A 22,174-nucleotide genomic window follows, 5' to 3' on the forward strand; every position below is an offset into this window, starting at 1 on the left:
TAAAACTTTCATTATTCTTTGCCCTTCAAAACCACTTCTTTAAAGATCCTTCCTCTCTGCTCATAACTATCAAACATATCCCAGCTTGCACAGGCTGGTGATAAAAGTACTATATCTCCTTCTTTAGCTAACTTGCTGCTCACCTTAACAGCCCCTTTAATACTATCTACAATATGAATATTATTATAACCTAAAGCCTCAACTTCATTTTTAATAATATCTACAGTCTCACCTAATAAAATTAAATCTTTAACATTATCTACTACAACTTGAGCAAATTCACTAAAGTCAGACTTCTTATCCTTGCCACCGGCAATCAGTATAATTGGCTCGTTAAAGGTCTCTAATGCTTTAATAGCAGCAACTGGATTTGTCCCTTTAGAATCATTTATATATCTAACTCCATTAATTTGACCTACCTCTTCAATTCTATGCTCTACACCTGTAAATTCTTTAATAGTTTTAATTAAGTCACCCTTTTCTATCCCCATCAAAAGAGAAACCCCTATAGCAGCTAAAGTATTCTCTAAATTATGAGGTCCTTTAATTCCAATCTCTTCAACCTTTATTAACTCTTGGACTTGATTATTTATATTACTTATAACCATATCTTCCTTCAAATATACACCTTCTTCAACATCTTCTCTTTGGCTAAAGAAGATGACCTTACCTTTAGTATAATTAGCAAACTCTCTTACAATAGGATCGTCATAATTTAAAAGAGTATAATCGCCACTTTCTTGATTCATCAATAACCTTCTCTTAGCTTTTATGTACTCTTCATAGCTACCATGACGATCTAAGTGATCTGGAGTTATATTTAAGACTAGACTAACCTTTGGTCTAAAGTCCTTTATCTCCTCTAGCTGAAAAGAACTTACCTCTGCTACTACAACCCCATCTTGATTGAGATAAGGAAGATCTTGAATCAATGGTCTACCTATGTTTCCTCCTACTACAACTTTCTTATCTGTAGAATTAAAAATCTCACCAATCAATGTTGTAGTTGTGGTCTTTCCATTAGTTCCAGTAATCCCTATAATCGGAGCTTTACAGAACCTATAAGCCAGTTCTACCTCACTTATAATCTCTATTGATTTTTCTCTTGCTTCTCTTAAAAGGGGGATATTATTTGGTACACCAGGGCTGATAATTATCAAGTCCGACTTTAATATCAACTCCAAGCTATGACCTCCTAAATCAAGTTTTAAATCTATATCAGCTAAAGCACACAATTCTTCTTGAAGGTCACATTTATTCTTCATATCTGTTACTATAATCTTTGCACCTTTTTGGGCCAAAAACTTTACTGTTTCAACACCCGTTCTCTTTCCTAATCCTACAACTGTCACTAACTTATCTCTTAGTTTCATTAACATCCTCCCTTCCTTAAAGTACAGTTGAAAATTTAAAATTGATAGTTGATAGTTAAAGACTTTATTTTAAGTTCTTTTTAACTAAAGCCATTGCTAAAATAATTGTTTATTTTTCTTTGACTTCAATATCTATTAATCTTTTACTTTTTACTCATTAATAATATAGCCCATCACTTTATAATTTCAACTATCAATTACTATCTATTATTATGTAACTATCAATTCTCAACTATCAATTGTCAATTGATTTATACCGAAAGCCCCATAAGTCCGATTAAAGATAAAAAGATAGCTAAAATCCAAAACCTTACAACTATCTTCGACTCTGCCCAACCCGACTTCTCAAAGTGGTGATGAATCGGACTCATCTTAAATACCCTCTTTCCCCCTGTTAATTTAAAGAATGAAACCTGTATCATTACAGATAGGGTCTCTATTACATAAACTCCACCTATAATCAATAAAAAAAGTTCAGTTCTAGTCAAAACTGCTATAGTAGCCAATGCTCCACCTAAAGCCAAAGATCCCGTATCCCCCATAAAAACTTGGGCTGGATAACTGTTAAACCAAGAAAATCCTAAACAAGCCCCTGCTATAGCAATTGTAAAAATAGCTAACTCCATCTCTCCAAAAAGAAATAAGATATAAGCATAAGTTATAGTTACAATTATAGTTATTCCTGCCGCCAATCCATCTAGACCATCAGTTAGGTTCACAGCATTAGAAGTTCCTACTACCACTGCAACTACAAAAGGTATAAATAAAACGCCTAAATCTATAGTACCATCATAATATGGGATCAATAACTCAGTACCAACATCCAACTTAATCAAAGCTGCTGCTGCTAAAATTGTAGCAATTATAACCTGACCTAAAAGCTTCTGCCTTGGTGTCAACCCTTCAGATCTTTTAGCAATTATATTGATTACATCATCTAACAATCCTAAAAAGCCATACCCTAAGGTAACAAATAAAGCTATAATAACCTCTGGGCCTAGATCAGCAAATACCAAAGTTGAAACTAAAACAGCCAAGATTATTATTATCCCTCCCATAGTTGGAGTTCCTGCTTTTTTGTAATGAGCTTTAGGGCCAACTTCTCTAATATTCTGTCCAAATTCCAACCTTGTAAACCAATTTATTAAAATTGGCCCTGTCAATAAACAAATAACAAAAGCCATAGTTGCTGCATATATTAAATCCACCATTGCCACCACTCCCTATCTCTCTTCTAAAGCCTTAGAGACATCTTCCAACTCCATTCCTCTAGACCCTTTTACCAATACTGTATCGCCTTCTTTAATTTTTTTCAATAAATCTTCAACCAACTCTTCTTTATCTTGGTAAGAATAAATACAACTTTCCTTCATCCCTGCTTTTTTGGCCCCTTCACCAATATAAAAGGCTAAATCCCCATAAGTAAATAAATAATCAATCCCTTTATTTAAAAGAAACTGTCCAAGCCTCCTATGTTCACCTAATCCCACATCTCCTAGCTCAAGCATATCTCCTAATACAGCAAATTTTTTACCTTCCCCAATATCAATTAAGGTGTCTAATGCTGCCCTCATAGAAGTAGGGTTGGCATTATAGGTATCATTTATCACTTTGAAAGCTCTTTTTGAATCAAAAACCTTATTTCTTAGCTCTGTCAATTCAAAGTTCATTAATCCATCCCTTATCTTCTCTAGATCAATATTCAAGGATATACCTACTGAAACGGCAGCTAAAGCATTATATACATTATATTTTCCAGGAACAGGTAATTTAACCTTGAAGTTAGAGGTCAAATCCTTTACCCCCAACTCAAACTGCAAATCACTATCCTCTGAAAGGGCCAACTTACTCCCCTTTACTTTATTATAATCCTTTAAACCATAATTAATAACCTTTCCCTTAGATATTTTCTCCATATCTTTAACAAGGGGATCATCTCCATTTAAGATAGCAAAACCTTCTTCACCTAAAGATTCTATCAACTCTGACTTAGCCTTGGCTATATTCTCTTTAGTTTTTAGAATTTCAATATGAGCATATCCAACATTGGTAATCACACCTATATCAGGTTGAGCAATCTTGGCCAACTCTCTGATCTGACCTAGCCCTCGCATCCCCATCTCTACAACTAAGGCTTGATAACTAGAATCTAACCTCAATAAAGTCAAAGGAAGTCCTATCTCATTGTTAAAGTTACCTTCCGTCTTTAAAGTCTTATATTTTTGGCTTAAAACTGAATAGATCATATCCTTTGTTGTCGTCTTGCCTGTACTACCAGTGACTCCAACTACTATTATATCAAACCTATTCCTATAATAGTTAGCCAAGCTTTGTAATCCCCGCTTAGTATCCTCTACCAAAATTAAAGGATTCCCACTTTCAAAAGCTTTATTCTTTGCCACTATAGCAGCCTTTGCCCCTTTGGCGAAGGCATCCTCTAAAAAATTATGACCATCAAAGTTCTCTCCTTCAATAGCAATAAAGAGGTCTCCTTCCTTTAAAGTCCTTGTATCAATTGAGACCCCATCAACATACACATCTTTTGCTCCAATAACTTCTCCTTCTAAAGCAAGACCTATCTGGGATAAGGACAACCTTTCCATTACTCTTCACCTCTATTGACTAAGGCTTCTTTAGCTACTTCTCTATCATCAAAATCTAAAACATTACCCTTGATAATCTGATAAGTTTCATGACCTTTACCAATAATCACTACCGTATCATCCTTCTTAGCCATCTTAATTCCCTTCTCTATAGCTGACTTACGATTCTCAATAACCATATAATCCTTACCTTCTACTTTATCTACTTCCTTAACACCTTCCAATATATCCTCTATAATATCCAATGGTTCCTCGCTTCGAGGATTATCAGAGGTGATAATAGCAAAGTCACCTAAAGTTACACCAACTTTGCCCATAATCGGCCTCTTAGTCTTATCCCTGTCTCCACCACAACCAAAGATCACTATCTTTCTCCCCTTAGTTATCTCTTTAACTGTATGTAAAACATTCTCCATACCATCTGGAGTATGAGCATAGTCGACTATAACTCCAAAATCTTGGCCCCTATCTATAAGCTGAAACCTTCCAGGAACACCTTTGGTCTCTTCTAACCCCTCCTTTATATCATTTAAAGAAAAACCTAAACTATATAAAGTTCCAATAGCAGCTAAAGAATTATAAACATTAAAACGACCTGTAATCTTTAATTTAATATCTAACTCTTGACCTTCAGCCTTTAACTTATAAAAAACACCTTTAGGAGTTACATCTATCTTCTCAGCCTTAAGATCAGCTTCACCTGATATCCCATAAGTCAAAACGCCAGCTTGAGCAGCACTTATTATATCATTGCTGACCTCATCATCTATATTAATAATAGATCTTCCCTTACCTAACCCAAAGAGCTTTGCTTTAGCCTTTAAATAATCATCAAAGGATTGATGGAAATCAAGATGATCTTGACTTAGATTCGTAAATATCTGCCTATCAAATTCAACATCTAAAACCCGATCAAGCTCCAATGCATGGGAGGATACTTCCATTATCACATATTTAACACCATCATCAGACATCTTCCTAAACATCTCTTGAAGTTCTACTGATTCAGGGGTAGTACGACTTGCTATCTCTTCTTGACTTCCAAGTTTATTCTTAATAGTACCAATCAACCCAGTCTGATTCCCCAAAGCCTTCAAGACAGACTCAATCAAATAGGTTGTTGTAGTCTTTCCATTAGTTCCTGTAACACCTATTATCGTCATATCCCTTGATGGATAATCATAAAACTTAGCAGCTAATTTAGATAACGCCTGTCTTGAGTTATCCACTTTAATTATACTAACTCCTTTTATATTTATATCTATATCCTTCTCTACTATTATCCCATTAGCACCTTTTTTAATCGCATCATCTATAAATTGATGTCCATCCTCTTTAAAACCTTTTATCGCAACAAAGAGATAACCTTCTGATACCTCTCTAGAATCATATGAAATCCCCTTTATATTGAGATCTAAATCTCCTCTGACCTCTTTTGCATCTATTACTTTAACGAGATCCTGTAGCTTAACCATCATATCCCCCCTTATTTAGTTAATCAATTGATAGTTAAAACTCCATTTCTAACCCCCTACATAAATATAAAGGTAATTTAGTATTAGATTTGTTCTAAGTCTTAGAACAAATCTAATATTTCGAATTTAACTACCAATTATCAATTTTCAACTATCAACTTGTACCCTACTTTAAATTAACCCTTATATAATCACCTGAATCTACAGTCCTTCCTGCAACAGGGCTTTGGCTTCTAATGGTACCTGAACCTTCCCATCTCAACCTTAAGCCTAATTGTCCAAGTAATTGCGCCGCATCTTCTATCTCCATACCACTCAAATCAGGAACTGTCACTCTATACCTAGCCTTCTTATCCTCAGCCCCTTCAAAGAATAATATAACTGTACTACCTTCGTCTACTATAGCTCCAGGATAAGGTATCTGATCAGATATTACCGCCCCTTCACCTTCTAATCTTATTCTAAAACCATTTCTAATCAAAACCTTTTCTGCTTCTTCAAAATCTAAGTTAGTTAAATTAGGAACCTCAACCCTAGTTGGTCTATCTTCTTCATTATCAGTATCTGCCTTATTTGGAGGTATCTCTAAATACCTCAAAGCATCTTTAACTACATTATGAAATATAGGCGCAGCTACCTGAGATCCATAATAAGGGTAACTACTAACACCATAAAGAACTACCAAAGTAACAAGCTGAGGGTCGTCGGCAGGCACCATACCGATAAAAGAAGCATCATATAAGCTTCTACCGTAATGCTTAGCAGTACCGGTCTTTCCTCCTATTCTATATCCATCTATAGCAGCATGCATTCCAGAACCTTCCTCAACAACTCCTTCTAGCAACTCTCTAACCAATTTGGATGTATCTTTAGATACTACCCTCCTAATCTCTTCAGACTGTATCTCTTCAACCAATTCACCCTCTTTATCCCTAACCTCTTTAACCAAGTTAGGTTTTAATAGTTGACCATCATTAGCAATAGCCGATACAGCAGATGTTAGTTGAATTGGAGTAGCAGTAATTCCATGGCCAAAGGAGATAGTAGCCAACTCAACAGGACCGATTTGAGGCAGACTGTACATCAAACCTCGACCTTCACCTGGTAAGTTAACATTTGTTCTCTCCCCAAAACCAAAAGCTTTTATATATTTATAAAAGTCATCCCGACCAATCCTCTGTCCAACCTGAACAAAACCGGGATTACATGAATTTTGCACAACCTCTGCAAAGGTCTGCATTCCATGCCCCCCAGCCTTCCAACAATTTATCCTCTGACCTGAGACCTCAATATAGCCTGGATCAAAGAATTTATCATTGACATTAACTACTCCTTCTTCTAATGCCGTAGCAGTAGTGATTATCTTAAAGGTTGACCCAGGTTCATAGGTGTCTGAAACAGCCCTATCTCTCCACAATCTAGGAGCAAACTTGGCAAAATTATTAGGGTCATAAGTAGGTCTATTCCCCATAGCTAAAATATCACCAGTCTTAGGATCCATCATAACAATAGTAGCCCCTTGAGCTTGGTGTTCTACTAAAGCCTTATCCAACTCTCTTTCTACAATATATTGCAAAACATTATCTATAGTTAGGTAAATATCATTTCCATCATCTGGAGCACTATAATCACTGATCCCTTGTGGGATTTGTCGACCAATAGCATCACTCTCTATAGATATTCTACCCGGATTTCCCCTTAAATATCTATCATATGATAACTCAATACCTTGTAAACCTTGACTATCAACACCTGAAAACCCTAATATGTGAGAGGCCAGCTCTCCCCTTGGATAAAACCTTCTACTCTCTTCAGTAAAAGTAATCCCCTTTAAGTCTAACTCTCTAATCTTTTCTGCCTTATCTTCATCTACCTTTCTAGCCACGTAAGAAGCTGCGGCCCTTCTAGTAATTCTTTTATATACTTCCTCTTCAGACATCCCTAGTATATCCGCTAGCTTAGAGGCTGTCTTCTCTGGATTTTGAATCTCTTTTGGAATTGCAACTACAGTATCTGCACTTGCACTTAAAGCCAAAGCTACTCCATTCCGGTCATATATTATCCCCCGTTTAGGCTCAACCTTAAGTTCACGCAACCTTTGACTTAAAGCTTTACTTTGATACTCACTATTACTAATTACCTGTATCCAAGCAAAGCGAAGCATCAAAAGAGCTAAAATACAAAAAACCGATACAGTAAGAAAAGTAATCCTCTTTCTAATATGCAACCTCAACTCATCCACCCAAACACCTCCTAACTTTAGCTTTCAACTGTAACCTATCATCCATTGCTAAGAACTTTAGAATAAATTGGACTAACGCCCATTTGAACTATATGCTTTGTGCCGTATGTCAAAGACCTAAAGTTCTTAGTTTATAGTACACAACTAATAGCTAACAATAAATTGTACACAGCTTTTAAATAAACATATATCTCTTAATCCAAACTCCCTGCCTGCACTTCTGTTAAACTATTAAAGAAGTTAGAGACTCTAGCTTTAATACTTTTATCCTCTTTTTCTTCCAATAAGGACTCATTAGCCTTAGCTACTTCATTAACATCACCCTTAGATTCTTCCTCTAATACTATATAAGTTATACTATCTGGTTTTATCATCCCTAAATCATTCTTGGCTATCTCTTCTACCCTATCCAAAGACTTCAATTGAGAAATGTTTAATTCTAAGTGAATATTTTGGTTCTTCAACTGAGACCTCTGAGTTTCTAACCTCTCCAATCTATAATTACCTCTAGAAAGCCTTACATATTGATTTATATATATAATAACCAAAAAACTCATCATAAAGATTGTAATTGCATAAAGTAATACATACTTAAAAGAGTTATTCTTAGATTTAGAATTACCCTTTTTAATAGGATTTCTAATTCCTACACTATGATCTAGATACTCTCTTCTAGGCCTCTTTACCAACTTTATTCACCAACTTTCTATTTTAGAACTTTATCTATACAACTATTGGCTAGCAGCTATCCACCATCAACCTTCAGCTAAACTCTAAGAAAATAACCACACCTCTTGTGCTATTTGTATTTAGATAGCAAAACCTTAGCCCTTTCTCAATATAGAGTAGATTTTAGCTCTTTACTAATTCTTGAGTCTTAATTGCTGCTTTTTACCATTAAAGTCTTTGAGCTACTCTTAACTTGGCACTTCTCGAGCGAGCATTTGCTTCTATCTCTTCTTCACTTGGTAAGATAGGGTTTCTAGTAATTATCTTAACTTGTCTTTCTGTATCGCAGGTACAAATAGGGAATTTGGGAGGGCATGTACACTTCTTTGCCAACTCTTTGTATGTATGCTTAACGATCCTATCCTCTAAAGAGTGGAAAGTGATAATTGAGATGCGCCCCTTCTTTTTTAATCTAGAAACACCATCCTTTATTGCACCTTCAATTATGCCTAATTCATCATTGACAGCAATTCTCAAGGCCTGAAAAGTCCTTCTAGCTGGATGGGGACCTGAACGCCTTACAGTAGCTGGAATGGCAGCCTTAATTATACCTACCAATTCTGTCGTTGTCTCGATTCTCTTTTCACTTCTAGCCTCAACGATAAATTGGGCAATCCTTTTGGCCCAATTCTCTTCACCATAATCCTCTATAATCCCTGCTAATTCATCCTCCGATAAGTTATTAACCAAGTTCGCAGCAGTCCTATGAGAGTTCCTATTCATTCTCATATCTAATGGAGCTTCATACTTATAACTAAATCCTCGCTCTGGTGTATCCAACTGATAAGAGGAAACACCCAAATCAAAGATAAATCCATCTACCTTCTCTATACCTAATTCATCTAAAACATAACTTAGATTACTGTAATTATCCTTAACTAAATCTACCCTTCCTTCATACTTACTCAATCTCTCCCCGGCAGCTTTAATAGCACTGGCATCTTGATCTATACCTACCAAATGTCCTGTTGACCCTATTTTTTTTAAGATTTGCTCAGAATGACCACCACCTCCAAGGGTACAATCTACATAGGTTCCTCCCTCTTTACAATTAAGATAATCAACACTCTCTTCTAATAATACCGATATATGTTTAAATTCCATTTGATTTATACCACCTTATCATCTCTTATTTTATCGTTAATTTTAATTTTTTGCTACCTATATAATAGTTTTCAACTATTAGTTATTCTTTATTCTTTACTCTTGATTTTAAATACTTCTTGTCCCTTACCCCTTATAAAAAACCCTACTATTTGATATTAATTCTATGAAATTAAACAAATTCCTTTATATCTAAAGAAATAATAATACTATTCTTCCACCAAAAAGATTGTAGAGTTATTTTAAAAAATTGTAACTTTTCTTTCTATAATCACATAAAATAAGAATAAGTCAGCCCTAAGAAAGCTCTGCTTTCTAATTAAAGATTAATAATTAAAATTTTCGGCAGTAAACAAAACTTAAGAACTTACTGTCAATATAATAAGGAGGTAATATTATGAAGATCGATTTCTTATTTACTTGGTCTAAAAATGAGAACGATCCTATGAAAGCTGTAGGTGGAGGTTTTAAATTACCTGCTCCCTTCAAATGGTTTAAGTCTTTATTTAAAAAATGATAATTATAAACCATTTCTGTATAATTATAACATATTTAAGGGTGTGATTTCTAGTCCTTTTTACTTTATTTTAATATACTATTTTTATTCTTAAAAAGAGCTAATTTCTTAAAAAAGAGCTGTTGTTATGATATCATAACAACAGCTCTTTTTTAAGTAAGACTCAATTGAATTATATCTATTATCTTTTCATTTAATTTTAAAGGTAATTTCAATAACAACTACATTACTTATTTATAAATTTATTATTGAAATAGCAGCTGACCTACTAATCAATAACTAGAGGAAGGAGTATTTCTTGACCAACCATTCCATCTAAGCTAACTAGGTTATTGATTCTAATAGTCTGGCTTTTTGATATATTATACTCATCAACTATACTCTTTAAAGTATCACCATCTTCTACTCTATAGTACTGTCTCTTATCTACTGGTATAGATAATACCCTACCAACCTCTACCTTACTTATATCTTCTATATTATTATAATCCATAAGATCTAAATAAGAGATACCAAATAACTCTCCTATACCCCAAAGTGTATCGTAATAACTTACTTCATAAGAGAAAATATCCATATATTTATCTTCTATAACCTCATCTATACTTACTCGTTGATCTTTTATTATCTCTGGAGTTATAAATATTACAAGTTCTCTCTTGCTACTTTCTATTCGCTTTGATCTAAATAACCTCCCTAATAAAGGTATATCTCCCAATACAGGCACTTTTCTTATATTCTCCAACTCTTCTTCGCTGATTAAACCTCCTAGGGCAAAGGTTTCTCCATCATTAACTCTAACTGTTGTCTCTGCTCTCTTAGTAGTCACTTGAGGGTATCTCATTCCACCTGTTTCAACCCATTCATTTATAGAACTTACTTCTGGTTTTAGATCTATCATAACTTCTCCTTCTCTAATCAACCTTGTCCTTATCTCTAAATTAACCCCCACATCCTTAAAATCTACTTGTGGATTTCCCTCTTCATCTACATTTACTATAGGAACTTCATCACCTACATTTATTGTTGCAACCTTTCCATCTATTGTTGTAATTTGGGGGTTTGCTAAAGTACTTCCCATAGCATTAGTCTCTAGGGCTCTAAAGAAGGAGTCATAACTTATACCTTTTTTATCTATAGTCAAACCACCTATCCTAAATTCAAATTCTTCACTTTCACTATTTCCAAATATCCTTCCATCTCTCCAATTCATCCCCAGTTCATCAATCAAGTTATAGTTTAACTCCATAACTCTCACCTGTAAAGCAACTTGTTTTTTAGAAACATCTAAGCTCTTTACTATATGTTCTATCTCTCCCAGCTTACTTTCGTAAGTAGTTACTATAATGCTCTTTGTCCTCTCATCAACTCTGATAGAACTATCATCTACCAATAAATTCAAAGTTTCTTTAACCTCTTCTGGTTCTGCATGTTCTAATATATAAACCTCTGTAACTTTGTTCCCAAAACCTGCTTCTAGACCTTCTTTAGTTCCTATTAAAATTGTATTATTTATGATCTTATAATCTAAAGTATTTGTTCTAGCTAATAATTCTATAGCTTCTAAGAAAGGAATTTCCTTTAAATTTATAGTTACATCTCCAGATACCGAACTATCAGTTATTACATTCATTCCACCTACCTCAGCAATTGCCCTAAAAGCATCCCTTAAATCTACTCCTTTTAAATTTAAGTCTATATTATTACTTTGCTTTGCTTCAACTATATTTTCTAAACCAAATGAGGCAAAAACCATTACCATAATGACCAGTATTAAAATTGTTTTTTTTCTTTTAATTTTCCTCACCTCCAAAGATATAAACAGATTCCTTTTCACCCTTTTGAATTATTAGTCTATCATCTCTGATGTTTTTTACTAACATTCCTAAAACTGAAGTTCCCTCTCTTACTATTTCTATATCCGTACCTTCTATTTTTAAAATTGCTACCCTTTCTAGGTTATTATTCAATATACCCAAAATTTCTATATTGTATGATACCCCTACTTCCCCTTGTTCTAAATTGAGATTTATGGTTTCCCTACTTTCTTCTCTAAGCGAAGGCTCTTTCTTCTGTTCCAAAAGAGATCTAAAAGGGTTTCTTTCATATCCTCTAGATATATAACCAATATTTATTCTTTCTTCTCCAATCTCTTTTTCCTCTAACTCAACCTCTTCTATTGCTATTATTTGCTCAAGTTGTTGAGAAAAGTTTATTAATTCCTCTTGTCTATTAAAGGGTCTAATCATTTTATAGCTTAAAAAAATTGAGTTTATTAAGAATACCATTATTATCAAAACAAAGAGGGTGCATTGATTTTTTAATTTTTCTAATATATCTATATTCCTTATGGCTAATCTCACTACCTAACCCCTCCTTCCAGCTGATCTAATGAGAAAGTGGTCAATTCTATATTAACTTGTAACTCTTCATCAGGAATTACACTTGACCTAATATTTAAATTATTGATCCGGGTTAGATAATTCACCTTACTTATACCTTCTACATAATCTAAAATACTGTCATAATCTCCTCTAATCTCTAACCTGTAAGGTATCTTGGTATAAATTTGATCAGTTCTCAACCTATCTGGTTTTAATGATATTAAATTTATCCCTGTTTCTAAAGAAAGATCATTAAGGTAAATCGCTTTGTCTATCTCTTCTTCTGCCCTGATAAAATAATCCTGACTTCTTTGTAAGCGGGCCAACATCTCCTTATGCTCTCTTTCAAGTTTGGCCCTATTGCTTAACTTTCTACTTTCAATCATCATAGTTCTCTTTAGTGACTCTAACCTACTTTGCTTTATCTCTAACTCTGCTCTAATTGGTCTATATATCCACCAATATGGGCCAAAGATTAAACTAACTACTATAAAAATTATCAACATTTTCTTTTCTCGGGGTTGCAAGTTATCTAACATTATAATAATCCCCCCCACTATCTGCTAACATTCCTATAATCTCAAAATAATAAGTATCTTCCTCTATATAACCTTGATAAGATAAAGTTCTTTTATTACTACTTACCAACCTTATCCCTTCAAAACTCTTCGAGGTCCTTAAATTTTTTAGCATATTATTCAATCCTTGATGATTAAAGGTATATCCCTTTAAATTAAAAGATTCATTTGAGACTTCAAATGATTCAACCCAAGTATCACTTGGTACTAAAACTCTAAATTCTTCCAAAATCAAAATCCAATCTAAATCTCGACCTAAAAAATCTTCCCTTTCCCCCAGCTCTTTCTTCCCCTCTTCAATCTCTTTTTCTAACTGACTTAACTCTCTCATTTGATCATTTACCATGCTTAATCTCTCTTCAGCTATGATTAACTGTTGCTCAATTAACCTACTCTCTAGTACCAACCTATAATAAAAAGATCCCATTATAATTAAAGCACTAAGTATACAAGAGATAATTACCACACTAATTATCTTCTCTTCTAAAGTTGTAGTTCTCTTGTACTCTGGAGGTAATAGGTTTATCATACTATACCCTCCTCTCTTAGGGCCAACCCTATGCTTACTCCTAAAAATGGAGCCAATTGTAATAGATCCTCTTCACTTCTTAGATTTGAAGTTAACCTATTTGATAAATCCAATTTCTCTACATTAACACCAAATTCATTGCTTAAATGCTTATCTAAACCAAGCAATTTAGAACCTCCACCTGTCAATATTATCTTCTTTATATCTACACCTTTATTCTTAACTTGAAAATAATCCAAAGAACGATAAATATCAGTAGTCAAACTTCTTAAAACAAGGCTTGTAAACCCCTCTTCAAAAAGGTTATTCTCCTTTTTATACTCTTCAGCCTCTTCTAGTCTTAGCTCAAAACTATCGGCAACATCATGAGTAATATCTATACCACCTATACCTACAGTTCTAGTAAATAACAATTGATCTTTATGTAAGATAGAGATATCTGTAGTCTTAGTCCCCATATCGATTACACCTATCGTATCTGTCTCATAAAGTTTTCCCACTGTTCTAGCTATAGCAATAGGTTCTATCTCAATGGCAACACCTTGAAGTTTTAAAAGCTCAAATAGTTTTAAATAATTATCTATTAGTTTCTTCTTTACTGCTATTATCAAGATATTATAGCTTCCATCTTCTCCTCTACCTAAAATTTCATAATCTAAGATTAATTCTTCGATAGGTATAGGTATCTGAGCACTTGCTTCCCATTTTACCGCTTCACCAAGCTCTTCTTTAGGTATATTAGGAATCTCTATTGCTCTAGTAATTACCTCCTCACCACTAATTGCCGTTGTTACTTGCTTGGTAGAAAAGTTGTTCTCCTCAAAAACAGGATTTAAGATCTCTGCTACCATCTTTGGAGCTTTAAGTTTACCATCTTCTACCCCACCTCTAGGAGTCTCTACTATACTCAAGCCTTTTAATACTATCCTTCCCCTCCCTGTATCTACCTCTGTTAGCTTAATTGTATCCTCGCCAATATCTAGACCAATTACACTGGTCTCTTTAAAGTTATCCAACCAATTACCTATTCCTTTCATTAATTTCTTCATCACTTCACCTCAATTTAGTTGTAGTAGCTGTCAACTTTCAGCTGTCAGCCATCAGCTAAAAACATTAAATTTAAAACCTTAAAACCTCTTTAGTGGCAGCGAATCTCGCAAATTGAAGCTAATCTAAATCAAAAATATTTAAAACCTAAATCCAAAAATTCTTAGCATAGATTAAATCTGATTTAAACCTTTTTTATTTCATTCTTTATATCAGACCTTTATCCGCTCTTATCTGTGTTAATCAGTGTACAAGCCTTTAATCTGTATTACTCATTACAGGACAATACTCCAGTAAAGATCAATTATACTATCACCAAAGAAAATCATTAAGAGTGTCCCCAAGGCGATTAGCGGGCCAAAGGGTATCCTATCCTTCCCCCCTATTTGCTTGGTCACTATCAGAGCAATACCAACGACTGAACCTATAAGAGCACCCAAGATAATTCCAACAAAAGTCTGAGTTGGCCCGATAAAGGTACCGATAAGGGCTGCAAATTTGACATCCCCCACCCCCATACCACCTCTACTAGCAATAGCTACTAAAAGAAGAAAACCCCCGCCTATAAGAAAACCCAATAAAGCCCATCTAAACCCAATATGATCAAAGTATAAACTACTGCTGATTCCAAAGATAATACCTGAGTAGGTTAGCTTATTGGGGATGATCTGATGCTTGAAATCGATAAAGGTTGCTGAGATCAGAAGGGAGGCCAGTACTAAATAAAGATAAAATTCAATTCCTAGATTAAATTTCCAATATAAAGCCAAAAATAAAAGGCCAGTTAAAAATTCAACTAGAGGATATTGAATGGAAAACTTTGTACCACAGTGACGACACCTTCCCTTTTGTAAGAGATAAGATATGATTGGGATCAGATCTAAAAAACCAAGCCTATGCCCACAGTTCCCACACTCTGAAGGAGGAAAGACTATCGATTTCCCAGCAGGCAAACGATAAATTACTACATTGAGAAAACTACCAACTATACTACCAAATATAAAAATAACCAATCCTAACTCCATCATAGCACTCCTTGTAATAATTTTTATTCATTCCAAATTATTCGATAATCATTCTACTTAGATTTCAATAAATTGTAACCTAGCCCTCTTTATGATGAGAGTTAATACAGCAAATAATAAAAACAAAATAAATAATCCAAATAAATTATATCTTAATAGTATATAAGTAAAAAATACAATAGGCATTAATAACACCCTAACTATAAACCTAAAAATATCATTATCAGCTATTAAATTAGCTAAAGGTGGTGATAAATAATAATAAATATCGACAAATCTACTTCCTAGGTTATTAGTTAATAAATACTGATCTCTAAACTCTCTTAAAATAACAACACTAGAGTCTAAAGGAGAACCAAAAGCTGCAGTAGCTATAAAACAAAATCCACTAAGTTCCGTAGCTGGCATTGCTCCAACTTCTGCTGTGCTAAGGTAATATATAGCATTACCTTCTGTTCCTATAACCTCCATTTGCTTAGGCAGATTAGCCAACATTACCGCTGTGGTTATACTCTCTTCTCTACCATCTATACTTAACTCAAACTCAAGGAGATCTCTTAACTGATTACCTTCTTCTCCATCTATTCTTCTAAAATTTATATTATAATCTAAATTATCATTATCAATAATAACCCTCTCATATTCACCTTGCCGATGAACAATAGCACCTTCCTGTAGAAAAATATAACTATCTTCTTCCTCGTTTTCTTCCATATTAGTAGGGCCAATCTCTAAATAAAGGGCAGTCTTAACTTGCTTAATGATATCTTCACCAGCTTTTATTAAGTCATTTTGTAGCATCCAATTATCTTTAGCGCTTTCGATTGCTTTATCGGCAGAGGTAAGAAGAGTGAAACTTGCACCTGAAATAAGACCTAAAATCGATAAAGCAATCAAAATTTCTATTAAAGTAAAAGCCCCTTCTCTTTTTAATATCCCCTTCATAAAATCAACCCTTTCATTACATTAAGCTAAGTTCTTTTAGTTTCGCCCCGTTACACCTCTAAATTCTCCTGAATTATTAACATACTCTTTATTTAATCGTTCAAAATTTTTATCTAAAATTAGAACTACTCCTTCTTTGCTTATATGATCTTCTCCTACTACAATAAATTCTCCACTCCTACTATTATAGGCGATACTATAAAGGTTATAACTTTCATTTTCATTATAGTTTGCTCTTTCCGCCTTACCTGTACTGGATAATCTAATGACTTCACAATCATCCCCTACAATGATAAACCTTTGAGTTTCATCATTCCAGACTATATCATTTAAATTAGAACTTACATTGTTCATATTGATAATCTCCCAGGACTTTCCATCATCCGAAGAGACAAGAGTACCATTGTCCCCTACAGCAACAAAGACTTCTTCTTTATCACTCCAAGCTATACTATTAATATCCTCCTCTAACTCTAAATCAAAGGCATACCAATCCTCTTTTTGTTCTTGGTAGACTAATATTCTCCCTCGTTCTCCAACAATTACAACCTGTTCATCACTCCAGGCAATCCCCTTAAGGTCTCTAGGTCTTGTTCTACCTACTTTATCGCTAATATTATCATTCCATTGGCTAACCAGATCATCATTGTCAAATTCTAAAGACTCTGCTTTAAACCATAACTTAGGGCCAACAGGCTCTTCTCCTAAACCTCCCTGGGTTTTTTCAAAACCATACTTATTAGCCAAATAGCTTCTAACTCTATTCTCTTCTTCATTCTCAAGAACTCTATCATAAATAAGAACCTCTCCAATAAACCCCTCAAAACCTTCTCCAATAACCAAGCTATTATCAATTAGTTTAATAATTTCATCACTAACCCTTGCCTGTTCTTCATCAGCATCCAAAACAACCCCAAAAACACTATAATCTCCAGTTATATTTATACCCTCAACTTGGAGCAAGTTATGAACCCCATCAAACTCTATAGCAGGCATAGCATTTAACCCTTCAACACTTTCTTTATAGATGGGATCTACATCTACAACTTTCCAGTTAAGACCATTAGATGGTCTCAGAATTGCCCCTTCGTCACCTACAACCCAGAATTCTTCATCCTTGTTATTATACCTTATACTCCTTAAATCTTTAGTCGAAACAGGAGAAAGCTTAGACCAGTTCTTTCCATCTCTTAGCACCATTATATTACCCTTATCACCGACAGCTATAAACTTATTGCGATTAGAAGATATATCATTAGTCACTTCTTCGCTCAAGGCATTGGGTACTTCTTTTTCTACCCAATATTCACCATCTGCCGAAACAGCCTGCTCCCCCAACTGAGAACCTAATAACAAAAATTCTGGCAAGCCAACTCTAAGTCTTGCTCTAACCACTTGGGGTTCTTGCACTTCGAGCCCTTCACTTATATTGGTTTCAATTTTTATTGTATAGGGCCCATTAGCATTAATTAAATTATTGGTCAATAAATTTAGATTAGCTTCCCTATGATTTAAAATCTGGGAATTGTAACCTCCAATTATATTACCATTACTGTCTATTAGTGTGAATTTAGTTATTCCATCTTCAAAATTAGTATCAGTACCATTTATTTCAACTATAGTCGTAGCTGGGTTATAACCCTCTGTTATTTGAGTAGGAAAGATTGATATATAAGCCAGATTAGCCACAAAGGTAAGCAAGTCTCCCCTTTGTATTAATGCTCCTCTAACAACTGTCTCCTGACCTTCATCCTCAAAACGGATTGGGATCTCTGTTCCACCAAAGCTAACACGTTGGGCCAAATCATATTGGACTTCCCCGTGAGATTTAAAGACTTCCCTATTTAAATCTCCAGCTTGGCGGATTCCTCTGATGCTATAAGCAAATATCGGCATAATAGAGATGCTAATTACCCCGATTATAAAAATAGCAACTAAGGTTTCAACCAAAGTGAAAGCACCTTCTCTAGAACAGTTAATTTCTCTTAGCAATTTATTCATTAATATATCACTCCACTTTTTAGAATGAAAAAATCAATTCCAGATTACCCAAATATCTTCACGAGGATCAGGTTGAAACCTGTTAGGATCATCATCTGGAATGGGAATTAAAACCTCTTCCCCTCTACTACCTCCCAAACGACCAACACCATTACTATCTAAATAAACGTCTAATAAATTTATAGCTTCAGCTCCTGTTGGTGCTTTAAAGTAATAAGCACCTGCTGGAATATCTCTTCTGAGTTGACGTCTTACCCCTTTGGATTGACGTCTTACCCCTTGACTAAAATAAACTTTACCATAACTACCTTCTCTACCTTTTAACTTAATTCCTAAACCTGAAGGAAGGTGTAAAGCCAAATCACCTGATGAAAATGTTCCTTTACGAATTTGAATATCGCCTTCAAAGGTAATTTTCTCCGCGCTTACAATCAACGCACCATTTCTCCTTGAAAACTCTGTATCCTGACGTAAATCAAGATTGCTTTTAAAAAAGATAGTTTGAGCTACATAAGCCACCTTATTTTGGTCATTATTATTATTTAATTCGATAGTCTCTCCGCTAGTTCCAACTTCAGCAATACCATAAACTGGCTGATGATATTTAAAGATATAAGTATTTCCTTCATATCTTATCTCCTCGATATTTGGCCCTGGTATTATAATTCCATTACGATACTCCCAATTGCCCCCAATACCTAAAAACCCTGATACCCACTCATAATAACCATCCTCATACCATGGAGGGTTTAAGTTTTTTGTGTCTATATACGGGCCAACAGTTGCTGTCACAGTATCTCTATAAAGACCAACTTGGGCATTAGCTTCAAAGACCGTCCCATCCTCACCTTTATCCTCTACTTTCACATCAACCTTAGCTACCTTATCTTCACCAGGATCCTCTAAGACAAATTGATTATCCTTAGTAAAGTACAGGGTAGATATCTGCCCCTGGGGTTTATTATTGATATCATACTTATGCCAAGCAGCAATTACAGCCTCTGTCCCAGCACGTGCCAAATAGTATGCCTGATTTCTTTCTTTATTAAAACGGCTAATTTGGAGGGCACTCCTACTATATTGAACCGAAGCCATTGCTAAGATAGGTATTACTAACAATAGTATCATCGCCAATACTAAAGCCCCTCCCTTTTCACCTTGCCAAGCTTCTTTCATCTGTTGGCCCTCCTTTTATCAAAGATAAATTGAAATCTGGAATCAGGAGACTCTAAGGTCTAAGTTTTTAAGAATTTAGATCTTTACTGATTCCAGATTCCTAATAATAAGAAAAGAAAATTAAGCCTTAGCCTTTAATTTTCAACCCTCAACCCTCAATTAAATCAAAAAAACACTTAATTTAATATACTATACTATAAACAACTTTTATAAATCAGTAACCTCACCTTTATCTAAATCTACGCCGTCTGGCCCAATATAGTATTTATTATCAGTATTACTTGCTTCTACTTCTATATAATAATCATCATCATTAACTTCATAAGTTATGCTATTTTCTTCTGTCGCATCACTTTCATTTAACTGAGTTATTAACTCACCCATCCCTACCCGGTTTAATCTAGCTTTCAAATGTTCAACAACACCATTATCTGCTTCTTCAGGATAATTACCATGTTGAGCCTTATACATCTCCATTGCCGTTCTAATTGGCCCTCCTAATGAAACAATCTCAGCCTCCTCAGCTCTATTTGTTACCCCACTCAAATTTGGAATTGCAATTCCAGCCAATATACCCAATACAGCAATAACAATCATCAATTCAATCAGGGTAAAACCTTCCTCCCTACTAAAAGACTCCTTTAAAATTCCTCTTACCTTGCTAATCATCTTCGTTTCCTCCTTTTAATTTTTTATTAAATTTATCATCCCTCAGATTAAAACTAAAACCTGCACAGCTGCCTTCCCATCACCCCCCTTCAATATAATTAAGAATTATACAAATTAATCACTATTCACTGCTCTTATATCCCCTGTATCATATCAAACATCGGTAGCATAATGGCAATAACTATAGCTCCTACCACCAAACCTAAGAAAACAATCAAAGCAGGCTCGATTAGTGAGACCATACCCTCAACCTTATAACCGACCTCCTGCTCATAAAAGTCCCCTATCTTATCTAACATAGCATCTAAGTTACCAGTCTCTTCACCGATCTTGATCATCTGCAAGACCATCGAAGGAAAGATCTTCCCTTCTCTTAAAGGAAGGGTTATACTGTTACCCTCACTTATACTATCTCTAGACTCTTTAATCTTATCTGACATTACCTTGTTAGAGATCACCTTACTTACTATATCCATCCCATCTAAAATAGGTACCCCACTCCTTAAAAGAATAGCTAAAGTCTTAGAGAAATGAGTTACTGATAACTTGGTAAGTAAATCCCCAAAAAGAGGCATCTTCAAGAAGTAGCCGTCCATCTTCTTTTTAAAGTCATCTTTATTATTATAAGACCAATAGGATCCATAACCTACCCCTACTACAATAACAAGGATTAGATGCCAATAAGCTCCAAAGAAATCACTAATAGCAATTAACATCCTGGTTACAGCAGGAAGATCTTGGTTCAGTCCAGCAAACATATCGACAAAGGTTGGTACCACAAAAGTAATTAAAAAGAAGATAGTCAAAAAAGCCACAATAGTAACTACAATCGGATAAACCAGTGCTGAAGTAACCTTCTGCTTCAAATCATTATCCCGCTCAAAGTGGATCGCCATCTTCTCTAAAACCTCATCCAATACCCCACCTGCTTCCCCTGCTTCCATCATACTAATAAATAAGCTTGGAAATATATCAGTATGCTCTTCTAATGCTTGAGAAAACGACTGCCCACTCTCTACATTATCAGCTACTGAATTGATTGCTTCCTTTAGTTTAGAGTTTACAGTCTGTTCACCAAGTATCTCCAACGTCCTAACTAGGGAAAGTCCAGAGCTGACCATAGTTGAAAACTGACGACAAAAAAGAACTAAGTCCTGGGTACTAACCCCTCTAGTCTTCTCAATTAAATTTTTGATACTACTACTTTTTTCTGACTTACTTTCTTTTATAGCGATTATATAGTAACCTTTTTCCTTCAACTTCGCCTTTACACCCTCTATACTCGAGGCTTCCATTAGACCTTCAGATAAAGCACCATTCTTATCCCTTGCCTTATAGCTAAATACTTGAGCGATAAAAACCACCCCTTTTCTAGTCTATTACTCTTTTTTGACCCTCCTCGGGGCAAGCCCACGAGGATTCTTAGGCTGAGAGTGTAACCACTACTCATATCTCCTAAGCGTAACTTCCCGTTAGTCCAACGGTACATATCCTAAGTGGTACTTGCCTTTATTTTTAATCCTTCGTTTAAAATATTTATACTTGCATTAATATCCCTATCCCAAAACGATTTACATTCGGGACATTCCCACTTTCTAACCTTCAAATCTTCAACATTCTCATTCTTGTAACCACAATTACTACATAATTGACTACTAACGAAGAAAGTGTCTATTTTGACTAAATCTCTTCCATACCATTTAGCTTTATAAGTTAGTAATTCAATAAACTTACTCCAAGATACATCTGATATGGATTTAGCTAACTTAGAATTTTT

General features: G+C 34.7%; 19 protein-coding genes. All 19 read right to left on the minus strand.

The genetic code is table 11. The features are described 5' to 3' along the window. Positions 1 to 11: 11 nt before the first annotated feature. Entirely contained in the window at positions 12 to 1,373 is a 1,362-nt protein-coding gene (murD, locus tag HALSAC_RS0104740) for a UDP-N-acetylmuramoyl-L-alanine--D-glutamate ligase (protein WP_051412083.1), read from the minus strand. A gap of 251 nt (positions 1,374 to 1,624) precedes the next feature. After that, positions 1,625 to 2,584: a phospho-N-acetylmuramoyl-pentapeptide-transferase gene (gene mraY / locus HALSAC_RS0104745; RefSeq protein ID WP_027339305.1), complete on the minus strand. Its 960-nt coding sequence runs from the start codon at positions 2,582 to 2,584 to the stop codon at positions 1,625 to 1,627. Between the two features lie 12 nt (positions 2,585 to 2,596). Further along, positions 2,597 to 3,976 (minus strand): UDP-N-acetylmuramoyl-tripeptide--D-alanyl-D-alanine ligase, encoded by a 1,380-nt coding sequence (locus tag HALSAC_RS0104750; protein WP_027339306.1) that lies wholly within the window; start codon positions 3,974 to 3,976, stop codon positions 2,597 to 2,599. Beyond that, positions 3,976 to 5,451 (minus strand): UDP-N-acetylmuramoyl-L-alanyl-D-glutamate--2,6-diaminopimelate ligase, encoded by a 1,476-nt coding sequence (locus tag HALSAC_RS0104755; protein WP_027339307.1) that lies wholly within the window; start codon positions 5,449 to 5,451, stop codon positions 3,976 to 3,978. Before HALSAC_RS0104755 ends, HALSAC_RS0104750 begins: the two co-directional genes overlap by 1 nt. A gap of 166 nt (positions 5,452 to 5,617) precedes the next feature. Next, positions 5,618 to 7,693: a stage V sporulation protein D gene (locus HALSAC_RS0104760; protein WP_027339308.1), complete on the minus strand. Its 2,076-nt coding sequence runs from the start codon at positions 7,691 to 7,693 to the stop codon at positions 5,618 to 5,620. A gap of 194 nt (positions 7,694 to 7,887) precedes the next feature. Beyond that, positions 7,888 to 8,382: an FtsB family cell division protein gene (locus HALSAC_RS0104765; protein ID WP_027339309.1), complete on the minus strand. Its 495-nt coding sequence runs from the start codon at positions 8,380 to 8,382 to the stop codon at positions 7,888 to 7,890. Positions 8,383 to 8,590: 208 nt separating this feature from the next. Beyond that, positions 8,591 to 9,526, minus strand: a complete 936-nt coding sequence (gene rsmH / locus HALSAC_RS0104770; RefSeq protein WP_027339310.1) for a 16S rRNA (cytosine(1402)-N(4))-methyltransferase RsmH — start codon at positions 9,524 to 9,526, stop codon at positions 8,591 to 8,593. Between the two features lie 785 nt (positions 9,527 to 10,311). Continuing rightward, the gene (locus HALSAC_RS0104780; protein ID WP_051412084.1) at positions 10,312 to 11,850 is read right to left on the minus strand and encodes a LysM peptidoglycan-binding domain-containing protein; all 1,539 of its coding nucleotides are present in this window, start codon (positions 11,848 to 11,850) and stop codon (positions 10,312 to 10,314) included. Next, entirely contained in the window at positions 11,837 to 12,406 is a 570-nt protein-coding gene (locus tag HALSAC_RS0104785) for a hypothetical protein (protein ID WP_027339312.1), read from the minus strand. The genes HALSAC_RS0104780 and HALSAC_RS0104785 overlap by 14 nt, the downstream gene beginning before the upstream one ends. Further along, positions 12,406 to 12,966: a type IV pilus inner membrane component PilO gene (locus HALSAC_RS0104790; RefSeq protein WP_027339313.1), complete on the minus strand. Its 561-nt coding sequence runs from the start codon at positions 12,964 to 12,966 to the stop codon at positions 12,406 to 12,408. Before HALSAC_RS0104790 ends, HALSAC_RS0104785 begins: the two co-directional genes overlap by 1 nt. After that, positions 12,956 to 13,534, minus strand: coding sequence for a PilN domain-containing protein (locus tag HALSAC_RS0104795; RefSeq protein WP_027339314.1), 579 nt, complete (start codon positions 13,532 to 13,534; stop codon positions 12,956 to 12,958). The genes HALSAC_RS0104790 and HALSAC_RS0104795 overlap by 11 nt, the downstream gene beginning before the upstream one ends. Then, positions 13,531 to 14,583, minus strand: a complete 1,053-nt coding sequence (pilM, locus tag HALSAC_RS0104800; protein WP_035571299.1) for a type IV pilus assembly protein PilM — start codon at positions 14,581 to 14,583, stop codon at positions 13,531 to 13,533. The genes HALSAC_RS0104795 and pilM overlap by 4 nt, the downstream gene beginning before the upstream one ends. A 273-nt stretch (positions 14,584 to 14,856) precedes the next feature. Then, the gene (locus tag HALSAC_RS0104805) at positions 14,857 to 15,606 is read right to left on the minus strand and encodes a prepilin peptidase (protein WP_027339316.1); all 750 of its coding nucleotides are present in this window, start codon (positions 15,604 to 15,606) and stop codon (positions 14,857 to 14,859) included. 57 nt (positions 15,607 to 15,663) lie between these two features. Beyond that, positions 15,664 to 16,551 (minus strand): type II secretion system protein, encoded by an 888-nt coding sequence (locus HALSAC_RS0104810; RefSeq protein WP_027339317.1) that lies wholly within the window; start codon positions 16,549 to 16,551, stop codon positions 15,664 to 15,666. Between the two features lie 36 nt (positions 16,552 to 16,587). Next, positions 16,588 to 18,552: a YCF48-related protein gene (locus tag HALSAC_RS0104815; protein ID WP_027339318.1), complete on the minus strand. Its 1,965-nt coding sequence runs from the start codon at positions 18,550 to 18,552 to the stop codon at positions 16,588 to 16,590. A gap of 33 nt (positions 18,553 to 18,585) precedes the next feature. Continuing rightward, positions 18,586 to 19,728: a pilus assembly PilX N-terminal domain-containing protein gene (locus HALSAC_RS0104820; protein ID WP_027339319.1), complete on the minus strand. Its 1,143-nt coding sequence runs from the start codon at positions 19,726 to 19,728 to the stop codon at positions 18,586 to 18,588. Positions 19,729 to 19,935: 207 nt separating this feature from the next. Next, positions 19,936 to 20,397: a type IV pilin protein gene (locus HALSAC_RS16360; RefSeq protein ID WP_051412085.1), complete on the minus strand. Its 462-nt coding sequence runs from the start codon at positions 20,395 to 20,397 to the stop codon at positions 19,936 to 19,938. A 134-nt stretch (positions 20,398 to 20,531) separates the two neighbouring features. Beyond that, positions 20,532 to 21,761 (minus strand): type II secretion system F family protein, encoded by a 1,230-nt coding sequence (locus HALSAC_RS0104830; protein WP_245579428.1) that lies wholly within the window; start codon positions 21,759 to 21,761, stop codon positions 20,532 to 20,534. 128 nt (positions 21,762 to 21,889) lie between these two features. After that, the coding region (locus HALSAC_RS0104835; RefSeq protein WP_027339321.1) for an RNA-guided endonuclease TnpB family protein at positions 21,890 to 22,174 on the minus strand (285 nt) is incomplete at its 5' end.

Source organism: Halonatronum saccharophilum DSM 13868, from assembly GCF_000517025.1.
GTDB classification, from domain to species: domain Bacteria; phylum Bacillota; class Halanaerobiia; order Halobacteroidales; family Halobacteroidaceae; genus Halonatronum; species Halonatronum saccharophilum.

Coding starts and splice junctions, on each gene's coding strand:
- murD (WP_051412083.1), bottom strand. CDS start 1,373: ATGAAACTAAGAGATAAGTTAGTGACAGTTGTAGGATTAGGAAAGAGA.
- mraY (WP_027339305.1), bottom strand. CDS start 2,584: ATGGTGGATTTAATATATGCAGCAACTATGGCTTTTGTTATTTGTTTA.
- HALSAC_RS0104750 (WP_027339306.1), bottom strand. CDS start 3,976: ATGGAAAGGTTGTCCTTATCCCAGATAGGTCTTGCTTTAGAAGGAGAA.
- HALSAC_RS0104755 (WP_027339307.1), bottom strand. CDS start 5,451: ATGGTTAAGCTACAGGATCTCGTTAAAGTAATAGATGCAAAAGAGGTC.
- rsmH (WP_027339310.1), bottom strand. CDS start 9,526: ATGGAATTTAAACATATATCGGTATTATTAGAAGAGAGTGTTGATTAT.
- HALSAC_RS0104790 (WP_027339313.1), bottom strand. CDS start 12,966: ATGTTAGATAACTTGCAACCCCGAGAAAAGAAAATGTTGATAATTTTT.
- HALSAC_RS0104795 (WP_027339314.1), bottom strand. CDS start 13,534: ATGATAAACCTATTACCTCCAGAGTACAAGAGAACTACAACTTTAGAA.
- pilM (WP_035571299.1), bottom strand. CDS start 14,583: ATGAAGAAATTAATGAAAGGAATAGGTAATTGGTTGGATAACTTTAAA.
- HALSAC_RS0104805 (WP_027339316.1), bottom strand. CDS start 15,606: ATGGAGTTAGGATTGGTTATTTTTATATTTGGTAGTATAGTTGGTAGT.
- HALSAC_RS0104810 (WP_027339317.1), bottom strand. CDS start 16,551: ATGAAGGGGATATTAAAAAGAGAAGGGGCTTTTACTTTAATAGAAATT.
- HALSAC_RS0104815 (WP_027339318.1), bottom strand. CDS start 18,552: ATGAATAAATTGCTAAGAGAAATTAACTGTTCTAGAGAAGGTGCTTTC.
- HALSAC_RS0104820 (WP_027339319.1), bottom strand. CDS start 19,728: ATGAAAGAAGCTTGGCAAGGTGAAAAGGGAGGGGCTTTAGTATTGGCG.
- HALSAC_RS16360 (WP_051412085.1), bottom strand. CDS start 20,397: ATGATTAGCAAGGTAAGAGGAATTTTAAAGGAGTCTTTTAGTAGGGAG.